The sequence below is a fragment of the uncultured Parasphingorhabdus sp. genome (assembly GCF_963975555.1).
Lineage (GTDB): Bacteria > Pseudomonadota > Alphaproteobacteria > Sphingomonadales > Sphingomonadaceae > Parasphingorhabdus.
On record NZ_CAXBHH010000001.1, the window covers coordinates 143,598 to 158,490 of the forward strand.

13 protein-coding genes and 1 pseudogene are annotated in these 14,893 nt (G+C 51.0%); 4 read left to right on the top strand and 10 right to left on the bottom strand.

What is annotated here, in order from left to right; translation table 11 throughout:
* The 3 genes from AAC060_RS00695 to AAC060_RS00705 are packed head-to-tail and all read right to left on the bottom strand — an operon-like array spanning position 1 to position 3,406.
* Positions 1-1,782: an ATP-binding cassette domain-containing protein gene (locus AAC060_RS00695; RefSeq protein ID WP_339821713.1), complete on the bottom strand. Its 1,782-nt coding sequence runs from the start codon at positions 1,780-1,782 to the stop codon at positions 1-3.
* On the bottom strand, positions 1,782-2,792 hold the full coding sequence (locus tag AAC060_RS00700) for an HlyD family efflux transporter periplasmic adaptor subunit (protein WP_339821716.1): 1,011 nt from the start codon (positions 2,790-2,792) through the stop codon (positions 1,782-1,784). The genes AAC060_RS00695 and AAC060_RS00700 overlap by 1 nt, the downstream gene beginning before the upstream one ends.
* A gap of 2 nt (positions 2,793-2,794) precedes the next feature.
* A complete protein-coding gene (locus AAC060_RS00705; protein WP_339821719.1) occupies positions 2,795-3,406 on the bottom strand; it encodes a helix-turn-helix domain-containing protein in 612 nt (203 codons plus the stop codon).
* Between the two features lie 429 nt (positions 3,407-3,835).
* Here AAC060_RS00705 and wecB point away from each other — a divergent pair, with 429 nt between their 5' ends.
* The 4 genes and pseudogenes from wecB (at position 3,836) to AAC060_RS00725 (ending at position 7,775) form a co-directional block, all read left to right on the top strand.
* A complete protein-coding gene (wecB, locus tag AAC060_RS00710) occupies positions 3,836-4,981 on the top strand; it encodes a UDP-N-acetylglucosamine 2-epimerase (non-hydrolyzing) (RefSeq protein ID WP_339821722.1) in 1,146 nt (381 codons plus the stop codon).
* Positions 4,982-5,098: 117 nt separating this feature from the next.
* Positions 5,099-6,397, top strand: coding sequence for a UDP-N-acetyl-D-mannosamine dehydrogenase (wecC, locus tag AAC060_RS00715; RefSeq protein WP_339821724.1), 1,299 nt, complete (start codon positions 5,099-5,101; stop codon positions 6,395-6,397).
* A 14-nt stretch (positions 6,398-6,411) separates the two neighbouring features.
* Positions 6,412-6,684, top strand: a pseudogene (locus tag AAC060_RS00720) (transposase); the annotation flags it as partial.
* A gap of 377 nt (positions 6,685-7,061) precedes the next feature.
* Complete coding sequence (locus tag AAC060_RS00725) at positions 7,062-7,775, top strand: polysaccharide biosynthesis/export family protein (RefSeq protein ID WP_339821725.1); 714 nt, start codon at positions 7,062-7,064, stop codon at positions 7,773-7,775.
* Positions 7,776-8,158: 383 nt separating this feature from the next.
* On the opposite strand, the gene rfbB is transcribed toward AAC060_RS00725, so the two are convergent.
* The 7 genes from rfbB to AAC060_RS00760 form a co-directional block, all read right to left on the bottom strand.
* Complete coding sequence (gene rfbB, locus AAC060_RS00730) at positions 8,159-9,223, bottom strand: dTDP-glucose 4,6-dehydratase (protein ID WP_339821727.1); 1,065 nt, start codon at positions 9,221-9,223, stop codon at positions 8,159-8,161.
* 92 nt (positions 9,224-9,315) lie between these two features.
* Positions 9,316-9,933 carry a sugar transferase gene (locus AAC060_RS00735; protein ID WP_339821730.1) on the bottom strand — a complete coding sequence of 206 codons (618 nt, stop codon included), beginning with the start codon at positions 9,931-9,933 and terminating at the stop codon, positions 9,316-9,318.
* The gene (locus AAC060_RS00740) at positions 9,896-10,819 is read right to left on the bottom strand and encodes an NAD-dependent epimerase/dehydratase family protein (protein ID WP_339821732.1); all 924 of its coding nucleotides are present in this window, start codon (positions 10,817-10,819) and stop codon (positions 9,896-9,898) included. Before AAC060_RS00740 ends, AAC060_RS00735 begins: the two co-directional genes overlap by 38 nt.
* On the bottom strand, positions 10,816-12,114 hold the full coding sequence (locus AAC060_RS00745; protein WP_339821735.1) for a hypothetical protein: 1,299 nt from the start codon (positions 12,112-12,114) through the stop codon (positions 10,816-10,818). Before AAC060_RS00745 ends, AAC060_RS00740 begins: the two co-directional genes overlap by 4 nt.
* Positions 12,111-13,385: a hypothetical protein gene (locus AAC060_RS00750; protein ID WP_339821737.1), complete on the bottom strand. Its 1,275-nt coding sequence runs from the start codon at positions 13,383-13,385 to the stop codon at positions 12,111-12,113. The genes AAC060_RS00745 and AAC060_RS00750 overlap by 4 nt, the downstream gene beginning before the upstream one ends.
* Positions 13,385-14,095 (bottom strand): methyltransferase domain-containing protein, encoded by a 711-nt coding sequence (locus AAC060_RS00755; protein ID WP_339821739.1) that lies wholly within the window; start codon positions 14,093-14,095, stop codon positions 13,385-13,387. Before AAC060_RS00755 ends, AAC060_RS00750 begins: the two co-directional genes overlap by 1 nt.
* Positions 14,092-14,886 carry a manno-octulosonate cytidylyltransferase gene (locus AAC060_RS00760; RefSeq protein WP_339821742.1) on the bottom strand — a complete coding sequence of 265 codons (795 nt, stop codon included), beginning with the start codon at positions 14,884-14,886 and terminating at the stop codon, positions 14,092-14,094. Before AAC060_RS00760 ends, AAC060_RS00755 begins: the two co-directional genes overlap by 4 nt.
* Positions 14,887-14,893 lie beyond the last annotated feature (7 nt).

Here is a 14,893-nt window from a genome sequence, read left to right on the forward strand (position 1 = left end):
TCAGGCTGCTTCCTTCGTCTGGTCCGAAGTTTCGCGGACGAGATCGGCATTTTCGATCATCGCGATAAAGGCATCTTCCATGGTAAAATTGTCATCGGCCCCTGCCCCGGCCATTTGCGCAGCTTCTTTCTTGAGATCATCCGGTGTGCCAAAGGCAATCGTCTCGGCGCGATAGATCAGAGCAATCCGGTCACAATATTCCGCTTCCTCCATGAAATGGGTGGTGACCAGAACCGTGACACCTTTCTCGACAAGCCCATTGATATGCTGCCAGAATTCGCGCCTTGTCGTCGGGTCCACGCCGGAGGTCGGCTCATCGAGAAACAGCACCGGTGGCTGGTGCATCACCGCACAGCATAACGCCAGCCGCTGCTTGAAGCCCAGAGGGATGCCGCCAGCATCGCTGTTCAGAAAAGGGCGCAACTCGAACGTATCAATCATGGCCGCGATACGATGTTTCGCGGTTTGTCCGGACAGGCCATAAATTCCGGCGAAAAATTCGAGATTCTGCCGCACGCTCAATTCGCCATAGAGCGAGAATTTCTGCGCCATATAGCCGAGCGCGCCACGGGCATCGGCGCGTGAATGCCGTAAATCATATCCGGCGACGCTGCCATTGCCCTCGGTCGGGCTGAGCAATCCGCACAGCATCTTGAAGGTCGTCGATTTTCCGGCGCCATTCGGACCGAGCAGCCCGAAAATTTCGCCGCGCTTGACGGAGAAATTCATGTCATGCGCAGCGGTAAAATCACCAAATCTCTTGGTCATCCTGTCCGCGACAATCTGCGGACGGTCGGTCTCTTCAATCTCGCGATAGTCGCTCGCCAAGGCGCTGTGCCCATCAGGCCCGCCGCCGAGTATGTCGATGAAAGCATCTTCGAAACGGGGCTCAACCGGAGTGAGCGTCGCCTTTTCCGCGCCGCTGAGCCCGTCGAGATTTGGCTCTGTATTTTCGGCAAATAGCAGGCGGATAGCATTCCCCTGGATCGTGCCGTCCCGCACGCCCTCGCGGTTGAGCGCGCTGGCCAGCACCTTCCGCTTATTGCCCGAAAAACCTTCCAGCCTGAACACGCGGTTCCTGACCGATCCGGTCAGGTCTTGCGGCTTTCCGCCAAATAATTTCTTGCCGTGATTGAGCAAATGCACATGGTCGCAAGCTTCCGCCTCGTCGAGATAGGCGGTGGACCAGACGATGCCGATACCCTCGCCTGTCAGATCTTTTACCATCTTCCACAGCTCGCGGCGGGAGACCGGATCGACACCGACACCGGGCTCGTCGAGCAAAAGCAGCTTCGGCGTATTGATGAGCGCGCAGGCAAGGCCGAGCTTCTGCTTCATGCCACCCGAAAGATTGCCCGCTAGACGGTCCTTGAAACGATCAAGATCGGTGAACTCAAGCAGACGGGCGAAGGTGTCCTGCCGTTCCTCTTTCCTTAGATCACGCAGATCGGCGTAGAGGTTGAGATTTTCCTGAACCGACAGATCTTCATAAAGCCCGAAGCGTTGCGGCATATAACCGATACGCTGATAAACGGATTCAGGATCTGCGATGACATCGATCCCGTCGACGAGGATTTCGCCGTCATCCGGCTTCATCAACCCGGCCAGCAGCCTGATCAGCGTGGTTTTCCCGGCACCATCGGGGCCCACCAGACCGGTTATCTCACCGGCGCGAACATCAAAATCAACGCCATCCAGGGCGGTTATCACGTCCTCGCTCTTGCCCGATTCAGCATCGAATCTCTTGACGATATTGCTGGCAGTGGCGACGACGCTGGTCATCAATCCGCCGCCTGATCCTGGGCATTGGTGCGGGCCAATGCGACGGTTACCGGTTGTCCCTGGCGAAGGCCGTTGTCGGGATTTTCCACCACTATGCGGAAACGATAAACCAGATCTGCGCGCAAGTCCTCGGTCTGGACTGTTTTCGGTGTAAACTCGGCGCTCGGCGATACATAGCCGATCGTACCCATATAGACTTTTTCGCTACTATCAGTCGTCACGTTCACTCTGGCTCCCGGCACCAGCGACCCGAGCTGCGATTCCGGAGCATAAGCGCGGATATAGACTGGCTTGTCGATCGTCAGCGTGTAAATGGTCGCGCCGGGCGATACGATTGCGCCGGGTTCCTGAACACGCGAAAGAATGATGCCACCGGAGGGAGCGACAAGCTGCCCTTCGCCAAGCCGCGTCCGCGCCTGTGCGACATCGGCCTGCGCCTGTTCAACGGCGGCAGCATTGGCCGCGATATCTTCTTGCCGGCTTCCGGCGCGAAGAAGAGACAGCTGCTGCGAGGCAGTGTTCACGGCAGCTTGCGCGATTTCAAACACGGCGCGCGATTGTTCAAATTGAGCGCGGGAGACAGCGCCGCTGGCAACCAGTCCGGCCCGCCGTTCATATTCCGATTTGGCCTGCCTGTGCTGCGCGCGCGCCTGCTCAAGCTGTGCTGCAGCCGCACCGATTTCCTGCGGGCGGTTGCCATTGCGGCTTTTGACCAGTTGCGCCCTCGCACTCGCCAGACGCGCCTCAGCCGCCTTCAGATCATCGCCGAGCGACTGCTGGTCGATGACTGCCAGGATGGCCCCTTTTTCAATGCGCTGGCCTTCTTCGAAATTCATCCGGGTAATGCGACCCGATTGTTCAAAGGCGAGATTCACCTCCCTGATATCGACATTGCCATAATATTCAGCCGGCGCATCTTGCCCGGACCACAGTCCGAAGCCCGATGTAAAAATCGCAGCCAGAGCGATTGCAATTGCGACCACCGCAATGATGATTACGCGTTTTGGCATGTCTAATTCTCCTGCGGCGCGAGCGCGGCCATGACAAAGGCCTTTCCGCTCATGAAAATTTCGGCGGGTTCCAGATCGCTCTCTTCCAGCGCAACCATGCGCGCGAGATTCATGAAGACACCACCGCCGATGCGCGCAAGCAGCTCCGGCACGATATCATCACGGATGAGCCCGCTCTTCTGGTCCCGTGCGATGGCAATCGCCATGCGGGCATAATGTTCTTCCCGCAGGTCCGCTGCATGGGCGGACGTACCGAAGGGCATCGTATGCTCTTCCAGAAACGGCATGATGTCACGATAGCTCTGAAAAAATTCAAGCAGCTTTCCGATAATCGTCGGCATTATCTCGAACATCGGCAACTGGGATTCGAAAGCCGCATCGAATTTGCTTTTCATCTGTTCGTTGAAAATTTCCGCAAGCGCCTTCGACAGGTCCGCCTTGGATTTGAAATATCGGTAGAAAGTACCCTGAGCAACGCCAGCTTCCTCGACAATTTGCGGCACCGAAGTTGCATCATATCCCGCATTTCCGATCAATTGCCGGGCAGCCTGCAATATCCGCTCTCGAGCATCTCCCGGCGGTCTGCCGCGCAATGGCGTAGTGGCTTTCGGCAATCGACTCGCTCCGCTTACATTAATATAATGACAGTCATTATATTAATGTAAGCGGATGTCAAACGGGATTGGTGAGACGTTCAGGATTTGCCGCTATACCCCCACATTCTGGGCGGCTGGGCACAGGTTCCAGCATATAGGGATGGCCGATCACGGCTATCCGGTCTCGGCGGTTGTGCAAGCCAGCTATGAAATATTTCGGGCGAAAACCGGGTCGGAGTGACCGAAGCGGTAGGTGCACAGGGGGGATAACCCGCATGGCCTTGACTCCGCCTAGCCAGAACAAGGCGTCCGGCGAGCCATCCAATATTGTGAACAGACCAGCCCTCGTAATCAACCCGGTGACATTGCGTGATTTTTTCCAACAATTGCGCTCAGCATGAAGATTGGTTTAGAAAATATTAGCCAAGATAGGCTAGTCAGCTAGTCATGAAAACCCGTCAAACATCCAAACCGAAGGTTGTCACGATTTTCGGCACTAGGCCGGAAGCGATAAAGCTATTTCCGGTGATCCGGGCCTTATCAAAACGCGACAGCCTGAAGTCCATCAGTTGCGTGACCGCGCAGCACCGCGAAATGCTCGATCAGGTTTTGGAAATTGCCGGCATCGAACCCGATTACGATCTCGATCTGATGCGCGCCAACCAGAGCCTTGATGAACTGACGGGCCGCCTTCTTACTGGCATTGGACAGACTCTCGACGAAATCAAACCACAGAGGGTGATTGTACAGGGTGATACTGCCACGGCCATGTGCGGCGCGCTCGCCGCCTATTATCGGAAAATCCCCGTTAGCCATGTCGAAGCGGGACTTCGCAGTTACAATATTTATCACCCGTGGCCGGAAGAAGTGAATCGAAAAATTATTGGCACCATTGCTGATCAGCATTTTGCACCGACGGAAACATCTGCTGCAGCTCTGCGTAAAGAAAATATTCCCGACCAGCAAATCAGCGTGACGGGCAACACGGTAATTGACGCGTTGCTGGCCACCAGAGAAAAAAACGGGGAAGGTCACCTTATAAGCACGGAATTGAAGACCTTGTTCGCCAAATTCTCCGGAAAAAAAATTATCGGTGTTACCAGTCATAGGCGCGAAAATTTTGGTGACGGTTTGACAAATATCGCATCTGCCCTTCGCGAGATCGCCCGCCGCGATGACGTTGCACTAATTTTCCCGGTGCATCTAAATCCCAATGTGCGCGCGATCATGAACGATGCTCTGGGAGGTCTCGACAATGTTGCGATGATCGAACCGCTGGATTATCCCAATTTTGTTGCCTTGTTGAATAGCTGCACCTTGATGCTTACCGATAGCGGCGGCGTGCAGGAGGAAGCTCCCGCGCTTGGGAAGCCCGTTTTGGTGATGCGCGACACCACGGAACGACCTGAGGGCTTAGAGGCCGGAACGGCCCAGCTGGTGGGGACCGACAAAGATGTGATCGTTAAACAAGCCAACAAGCTGCTGGATGATAAGAAATACTACGACTCAATGGCAAAAGCCCATAATCCCTTTGGTGACGGGCACGCTAGCGAGCGGATTGCCGCCATTATCGAGCAAAGTCTGATATCCTGAAGCGCATATCGTAAAAACTAATCGGATTAGCCCGCATTACCGAAATATTTACGATGTCCGACTACAGAAGAACCTGAGATTTACGCCCAATATGGCGCCTTCAGGAGATTTTTTAATATGCTTTCCGACGAGAAACCTTCCGTTTGCGTTTTGGGCCTTGGCTATATTGGATTGCCGACAGCAGCCGTCATCGCGCGCTCCGGATGCGCAGTGCTCGGCGTTGATGTAACCGCCCATGTCGTCGATACCGTGAATAGCGGCAAAATTCATATTGAAGAAGTCGATCTGGAAGGCCTCGTCCAGGGCGTGGTCGCGCGGGGAACATTACGGGCATCTCTGCATATTGAACCTGCCGATGTGTTCGTCATTGCGGTGCCGACTCCTTTTGGTGACAATCATGTACCGGACACCAGCTATGTAATGGAAGCCGCCACCAATGTTGCCGCTGCCTTGAAAGCGGGTGATACGATTATACTGGAATCCACCTCTCCGGTCGGGACGACCGAAAAAATGCGGGACCTTATTGCAAAATTGCGCCCGGACCTCAAGATACCGGGACTTACCCATGATGTCCCGGATGTTGCCATTGCCTATTGTCCTGAACGGGTGTTGCCGGGAAGAATTCTGGAAGAGCTTACCAATAATGATCGATGCATCGGCGGCATAACGCCGCGCTGCGCCCGCAAGGCACTGGGTTTCTACCGGCGCTTTGTCCGGGGTGAATGCGTGACGACAAGCGCACGCGCGGCAGAGATGACAAAGCTCGTCGAGAATAGCTATCGCGACGTCAACATCGCCTTTGCCAACGAACTTTCGATCGTGGCGGACGAAATGGAGCTCGATGTGTGGGAGGTTATCCGGCTGGCCAACCGCCATCCCCGGGTCAACATATTGAAGCCCGGTCCTGGCGTAGGCGGGCATTGCATCGCAGTCGATCCATGGTTCATCATCCACGGCGCACCCAACCAGACCCCGCTTATCCGTATCGCCCGGGAAGTGAACGACTCAAAAATCGACCATGTGCTGGAACAAGCAGCACGCATGATCGACGAATTGCCCGGAGTGTCTGTTGCCTGCTTCGGTCTGGCGTTCAAAGCCAATATTGATGATTTTCGCGAGAGTCCTGCGCTGAAAATCGCCGCTAAGCTGGCGCAGCAATATGGTGGACGGATCAAGATTGTTGAGCCCTATGCCAGTGAATTGCCGGCAGCCTTTGACGGAACAGGCGCAGAGCTAATCGATATTGACGCGGCTCTCGAAAATTGTCCGGTCATGATTACGCTAACGGACCATGATATATTCAAATCCATTCCGCTGGATGAACGCGCCGGGAAAGTCGTTTACGACACGCGCGGCATTTGGCCGGATCAGCCCGACAATGTGCAGGCGGTAACCGGCCTTCGGCTTGCCAGTTGACTGTTTTTTGATGTCAGGCGTATCAGCAGGACTGCCGGGGTTGTAAGCACCGACAGCGACGCACGCCCAACATGCCTTCCCGCAAGGATATCCGCTCCCTCCACGAAGCTTATCGTGATGGGGCACGCAATATCGCCACTACCGATGCTTATCTTGTGTCACGCCGCGAGCGAAAGAAGCTTGAAATGCCGTTCGCTCAACTCAAACGCATCCTGAAGCTGGACCGCGTGCGCCTATGCGACCCCAACAGAGTAAAAGACGAGTTCCACATCGCCGCAGCAACTTAAAATCTCGGTAGAATGACCAAGATAATTCCCAGCTATACCCCGACTTGACATGGCTAAAGCTTAGCGTCGCTTTCGATACTCCATGCTTGCACGCGAGATCAGCCGTCTTGGCACCAAGCACTGCTTCGTACTAAAACCGTCATCCCTTCATTCGTCTGGTCCCATTTCTATGAACAGACTTGAATTATAGATGGACGAATTTTAATGGCTCACGTCATGGTCAGGTAGAAAAAATTATGTCCTGTGTTTTGTCCAATATTATCGATTTCAACGAAAGCCCTTCACAAAAGAATTGCTAACAGACAGGCGTCTGGACATCAGCGGTTTACCTGATCAATCAGTTAGCCTAAAAGAGAGAAAATGGGATATAGAAGACGATGAGTAAACGATTTTTCCTGCTGATGGCGACCCTTCTTCTTTCAGCTTGCGGGAGCCCGAGTATTTTAGGTGGAAGTCCTGACGTAACGCTTGTTGCAGCAGACGGACTGCCCGAACCAACACGCGTCGATTTACTCTCTTCCAATCGCCCGTATCTGATCGGCCCCTTTGACAAACTAAAAATAGATGTTTTCGGCATTGAAGATTTGAGCAACAAGGAAGTACAGATCGACGCAAGCGGCCGTTTGTCATTTCCACTGATCGGAGTCGTCGAGGCTTCTGGTTTAACACCAGGGGAACTGGCCGATCTTTTGGAAAATAAATTGCAAGGCCGATTTATACGTGACCCGCAAGTAACTGTTAATCTTGAAGAAACGATCAGCCAAGTCATTACGGTTGATGGACAGGTCGAGAAACCTGGTCTTTATCCGGTCATTGGCCGTATGACCTTGATGCGCGCAGTTGCTACTGCTGAGGGCGCTTCGGAATTCGCTAAACTCGAAGATGTTGTAATATTTCGGAGCGTAAATGGCCAACAGCTAGCCGGCCTGTACAACCTAAAAGCAATTCGTCGTGGCACGTATAACGATCCGGAGGTTTTTGCTAACGATGTGATCGTTGTCGGGGATTCTCAGGCAAGGCGCTTGTTCCAAACTCTTATTCAAGCTTCGCCGCTTATAACGACGCCATTGATCATATTGTTTAGGCAGTAAGGTCTCAAACCACTGGATTGTTCGACTTTCGTGCGATCATGAGTTTTTGTTGCCGGGATCCGGCTATGAAAGCTTTTGTGTTATGATGGTGAGCGACGCGCTTGCATCTATGGGAATTTATGCCCGCGTAGTGCGCCCGTGTGTCGCAATCATATATCAGCCAATTTCAAGGCAAACGACACTAAAGGCGCAGAGAGCTGGAACGCTCCAGTATGCCCTCTGCTGTTGATAGCGAGCCCCGGCATTAATGCCGATCAACAATGTTTCACGGCGTCAATGCAAGAGCGGATTGAATAAGGTTCAGCGGCACCCTCACGGAACCCAATGTTCTGGAGACTACGCGGTTCAACTTCATATTGAGCAGTTGGCCAGAAAAAGAATATTCATTCCGTTTCGGGTTTTTCCGGAATCAGCCCCAGACGATGCCCGCTATATTTCTGCAGCAACGGCTCCCACCACCATTTGTTATCCAGATACCACTGAACAGTTTTCAATATCCCGCTATCGAACGTTTCGCGAGCACGCCAACCTAGTTCTGTTTCTAATTTGGTCGCGTCAATCGCGTATCTCGCATCATGTCCCGGTCGATCGGTAACGAACTCAATCAATGTCTCATACCGAAATGACTGGGGTCTCAGCTTATCAAGTTCCTGACAAATCTGGCGCACCACATCGATATTTGCACGTTCATTACGCCCACCTACATTATATGCTTCGCCAGGTCGCCCGCGCTCGACAATCATATCCAGCGCGTTCACATGGTCATCAACATAGAGCCAGTCCCGAACGTTATCTCCTTTTCCGTAGATCGGGAGGCTCTTTTCGAAAAGGGCATTCAAAATCGTAAGCGGAATTAGCTTTTCAGGATAATGATAAGGGCCGTAATTATTTGAACAATTCGATATGATAACCGGCAGACCATAAGTCCGGTGCCATGATATAGCTAGATGGTCGGATGATGCCTTAGATGCCGAGTAGGGCGAACTAGGATCATAAGCTGTGGTTTCCTTAAACAAATCATCCGCACCAAGAGATCCGTAAACTTCATCGGTAGATACATGTAGAAAACGGAAATTCTCACGCGCAGCACCTTCCTGACCCTCCCAATAACCACGCGCCGCCTCCAATAGGGTGAACGTGCCTACTATGTTGGTCTGGATAAAATCGGCGGCGCCAGTGATTGATCGATCAACATGGCTTTCAGCTGCCAAATGCATGATACGGTCTGGCTTAAATTCGTTTACGGCGCTTTCCATAGCCGCGCGATCACAAATTGAAGCCTGAAGGAACTGGTAGTTTTTCTTGTCGCTCAATGCATCCAACGATGATAAATTGCCTGCATATGTCAGCAGATCAATGTTCAGGACTTCATAGTTTCGTTCGAGCACGAGATAACGGACGAGCGCAGAACCGATAAAACCCGCTCCACCTGTTACAATTATACGCATTGAGTCATCTCCAAAGGCAAAGGCCTAATTGCTCGATCTAAACCAAATTAAATTTAATTTGGTCCGCAGATAATATTATGAACCATCAGGCTCTAGTGTTGAACCCCGCGTGGAGCAATCACCTGCCAGGCTGTGATAAGGATAATTTTCATGTCCATCCAGAAGCTGCATAATGACAAATATTCGGCGTCAGCCTCAACCTTGTGAGGTATGCTTAACTCATCTCTTCCACTAATTTGCGCAAAACCGGTTATTCCCGGCAACAATGCATCAATGCCGCGCGCTGTTCTCTCCTGTATCAAATCCTCCTGATTGAACAGCGCCGGCCTCGGCCCGACAATTGACATGTCACCCACTAGAACATTTAGCAATTGCGGAAGTTCATCCAAACTGGTGCGCCGCATAAAACGGCCCAATGGGGTAATCCAGTTTGCAGGAGATGCCAGCTTATCCGTAGCCACAATTGGCGTGCCTTCACGCATAGTACGAAACTTCACCATTCTGAAAATCACATTATTCTGCCCGACCCGATCGCTAGAGAAAAAAACCGGACCACTGGACGTTAGCTTCACACACAGCGCCAGCAATATGATGGGTATTATCAACACAATCGATGCAAACACAGCAAGCGTGATGTCAAAAACCCGCTTACGGGTGGAAAACGGATAAGAATTAACGGAGCGCATTTTGGTAGTGGTAAGCCGTTGCATAAATGCCTTCTTGTGTCGAAAAGGGTGGCGCCCAATCCAGATCGATCTTGGTCGCGGCAATGTCAACTTGGAGGTCGCCTGTCAACCGCTGCGCTGGACCCTTCAAAAAACCAACTTTCCCGATTATCGTCCAGAACCAGTCGGGAAGCCTGAAAAGCAATGGCCGCTTTCCCAATCCACTCGATATAAACTCAACCAATTGAGAGGTCGACAGATCATTATCGTCCGAAACGAAATAGGAGCCGCTAACATTTTTGCTTTTCAAAGACTGGATCACACAATCAACAAGATTGTGAACGTAGACAAGGCTTCGTTTGTTGGTAAGCCCGCCTAACGGCAAAGGTATGCCTCGGCCGACTAGCTTCATTAATGAACGGAAATTCGCTCCGACTCCAGGCCCGTAAACAAGCGGGGGTCGTAGGCAGATAACCCGCATTCCGTAATCTTTGCCGAGTTGTTGTAATGCTTTTTCCGCTTCCAATTTTGATTGCCCGTAAGGGTCCGTGGGACAGCAGTGACTATCCATCGTTAACGGAGAACCGGGTTCGCTAGCCTCACCGCACGCCTTCACGGAACTCATATAAATGAACAATTTGACGCCGGCCTTGGCTGCCTGCTCCGCCAAATTTAAGGTGCCACGAACGTTCACTTCAAAATATCGGGACAGGTCCGGTTCGGACATTTGGTGTACATGCGCTGCCAAATGCACAACAGCGTCCACTAACAGGGCTCGCTTATCCCACACAGTTTCTTCGCCGATCGTCGTCAATCGAAAATCGCTATCGGCGGATCTGCCAGCCTTGATTACCGAGATCTTTTCGCTTTCCAGTCGTTCTAGCAACGGCCGTCCGACAAAACCCGAATAACCCGTCAGCAGTATTTTCATGGCATATGCCTGCTGAATTTACGTCTTGAGGTAAAGCGCCGGACATCAAATATGATCAAAAGGAAAATCATTCCTGCTACTAGTCCCAGCACCCGCAGGGCAGGTCCGATATTGTAGAGTGTCCAGCGGGGGCTCATCACAGCCACAAATCCGAAGGCCAAGGCAGCAGTCGCGCCACGGGACCTGAACATCCAGACTAGAAATAATGGCAGAACAAATGGTCCAATCCAATCCAGGAAGAAATATGAGTAAGCACCGATAACTCCGCCGTTTCCTTGAACATCATAATAGCTCATTGCATACTCGTTGATCCGAGCTACGTCAGGTAATGCGCTTAACGACATAAAAGTCGCCAAGATTAGATTGGAAGCAAACGAGATCAACTGGTCCGTGGTCGAAATCAAATTCTCGTCGACAATGCGGACGTAAACCGCCGAAGCATGCAAAGTCGCGCCCTGATTCGTATACTTAAGACCGGAAAGAAGCACATCAGCGGATACAGATTGCAAAACCATTGCATCACGCACGATGCCGAAAATATATCCACTCAACGCAATGCCGAAGTAAACCAGTCCCGCCAGCAGCCTGCCATATGTGTACGCAATCCATACCGTATATGCAAAAATGGGGTAGGCAAGAGGCAGCCGCTTACCCGAACCGATGGCAATATATAAAATTAACAAGACCGCCAATAGCTCCAGCAGCAAATGGTAGGTCGGCACCTTTTTTCCTACTCGTAGAAATATAGCAAAAGCCACGAAAGCAGCACCCGATTCATAAGCGACTGTTCCAGTAGAAGAGAACTCAACATACGAAATGAAATATGACGAAGAACTAATAATTATATCAGAAACAAGAAATGGTATACCGATGAATAGAAATATTATGGATGATACCATAAGAAAGTTATTCTTTTTATTTATAATTCCATTCATTCCCGATAAGCCGGACTTCTTTCCACAACCTATAATGAATATTCCCCAGAAAATACTCTCCAGAAATAGAACTTTTATATAGTACTGGTCAAATTGGCCATTCCATAAATAACTCACGATGCCGTCCTGCATAAAAAAAGCGATCGCGAGAATGACATTGTTGGCTAATAAAAATATACCCACGGCAGAGGCCACTTCATCCTTAAAAAGACAAAGTAAAAAAGACATCGCCACCAAGCAGACAAGTACGCCATAAGAGAATGAATATAAATAGAATAAAGATGACAAAAACAATAATATAGTAGCTAATACAGGAAGCCTGCGTAGATAGAAATCACTGTTGATATTACTATTCGTCATCTATTGATCACCAAGTTCACTTTTGATACCAAAGGCTCAAAAATATCGGGCAAATCGAGCAACACTGCACAATTTAGAGCAATCACCAGATAAGCCACCAAAGCAACGGTACGCACAATTCTTCCTGCCGAGACGTAAGCGATAATATACCGCCGCGCAAATACAACCCCGGTCAATGTATATGCCAGTGCAGCGAACACAAAGCCCCAGGCGGTCGTGTCGGTAATCACTGACACCGCTGTATATGAAATTACTGCTAGCAAGGTCGCAATAACGGTAACTGCTAATCCAGCCTTCGTGCGGCCGACTAACAGCAGGATATGGGGGTAATTTGGTATCATCGATATCAATATCATGCCAATGCCTAGGGGCATCGCGATCCCGATTAGATCAGCACGACTTAAAAATCCTATTATGTCCGCGAGAAACAAAAAGGCAATAAACCCGGAAACTATTACAAACTCGGCGAGCGCTAAGTGACGCCCTTTGTTCCGATGCCCGTCAGTTTCGGTTCCTTTCAATATGACTTCGTCTATCTTTTGCACGTTCAGCACCGGCAACAGAATAAGTAGGGAAAATAGCAAGATCAGATCGGTCGCGTTCGCCGAGATGACGCCATCTTTTATATATGCCGCGAAATAGGGTGACCGCGTCAGCAAAATTATGGCCACAGAAGACAATATCAAGGGTAGCGAGCTACGCGCCTCCTCTGCAGGGAACCTGAGAGATCCTTTCAGCGTCGCACCACTGCGCATTACAACGCTAGCTGAATAAAGGATGAAAGCCGGAACGACGACCAACGCCCAAAAGAGAAACTCGTCGAAAAAAACAGCTGCTCCAAGCAATATGAATGTGCGAGCAAAACGGTCATATATATTGACGTTTAAAAAATAGCGCCGATGCGCGCCCTGCGCGCGTAGAAAGTTCGAGGCCACCAGAGTAGTAGAAAGTGTCAGAGCAAAGCCGGCGCCAATAATGAATGGTGAATATTTCCACTCCCCAATTCCCCAACCCAGCAGAACGAGTGCCAATGCCCCGATCGCCGCATAAACCAGAAACCCCCAGACATATGAACCATTCGATCCCTTTTGAACCAAACGGGGCGCTGCGTTATCAAGCCCCAGACACAAAAATGGAGCGACCAAGTTCATAGAGTTGATGACCGCTCTTGCAGAAAAAAATTGCTGCTCTGGTAATAGGTAATGCAATCCAAAATAGAGAAGCAACGTGACGATGCTTCCTAATGCAACGGAAACTAGAGATACCCACATTAGGGTTTCGCTACAGAAAACTGCAACATGTAACAGTAGCGTGTTGGCAGAACCCAGTTTGCTATTCTGTAGAGAGTGTTTTTCACCCCACTCACACTGAAACCGGTGAACCAAGGCCGGTAATATGGACTGACGTGAACGATCCGCAGGCCCGCTTCTTTCATACGTTCGATCCAGCAGTCATAACTCGCATCACGAACCAACGACGGTCTTTTAAATCCAACTCTCTCGACAAGCATTTTCAGTGAATAGGCCGGGAAGCTGCCGTTCCTGACGGCTATAACGGCCCGCCCCCTCGATGGACCGATCAGCCCTCCGATCGCTTTCAGCGCGGCGACCGGATCGGGCACTTCATCAATGCAAGAAAGCGAAATAACCAAATCGACTTCTTCCAGTCTCACATCTTGTGGGAAATAACCGCACTGGAAACCTTCTGGACCGTATAGCTCTCTTGCCATTGCGACCGATTTTTCATCGGTATCGATGCCATGATAGATTGCTCCATATTCTTCAAAAATAGGTTTCAAGAAACCGCTTCCGCTTCCCAAATCGAACACCCGGAAGCTTTTCGAAATTCGCAGCGAGCGGACAAGCTTCCGCCCTTGCAACCTGTAAAAGGCTTGCGTCAGTTTACCCGATATATTCGATACGTTTCGTACTACTGCAGAGCTTGCTGCCCCGGAAGAAAGTTGATCGCCGTCGGATGTCATTCGATCCCCGCCAGCGAGAGTGCCTTTTCTATATGGACGAGATCGGAAGGGTTATTCAGCTCCCACAGCTCCCATTCGGGACTCTGGCATTTTACAACTCCAATGCTGATCGAATTATATAAGAATCTGAGTTGCTCGAGACCTTCACATTGCTCGTAGGCAGAAACGGGAAGCTCGCAATAGCTGCGTAGCGCCCGCCGACGATACGCATATATTCCAACGTGAAGATAAGATTTTCCGAGGCTCTCGTCATAGCCACTCCGGTAAGGAATCATCCTTTTTGAGAAATATAGCGCCTTGCCGTTCATATCCATTACGACAAACGTGCCGCCGATAATATCATTACGGCTATCGGCTTCTAACTTCCTGTAATGCTCTTCTTCACAGGGGATAGCGACAGTCGCGACATCAAGCTCCGGATTGGCGATCAGGTAGTCAACCAGCTGTTTCGGATAAGCTGGTGGAGTCAGAAGCGAATCTCCTTGGAAATTCACGATAATATCGTCGTCATCGCCACCAAGCCGGGAAGATGCATCCCAGCACCGCTCTGTTCCGTTTCGGCATTCCGACGCAGTCATCACGCTTTTTCCGCCAAAAGAAGCGACATGGTCGGCAATTTCATCGGAGTCTGTCGCGACATATACCGCATATGTGGGGTCGACTTTGGATGCCGCCTCCCAAGTCCGCCTTATTAATGATTTCGCCACACCCGTTCCACCCGTGATCGAAGCTAGCGGCTTGCCTGGATAGCGCGTTGAGCCCTGTCTTGCTGGAATCATTATGGTAATCATTTGATCA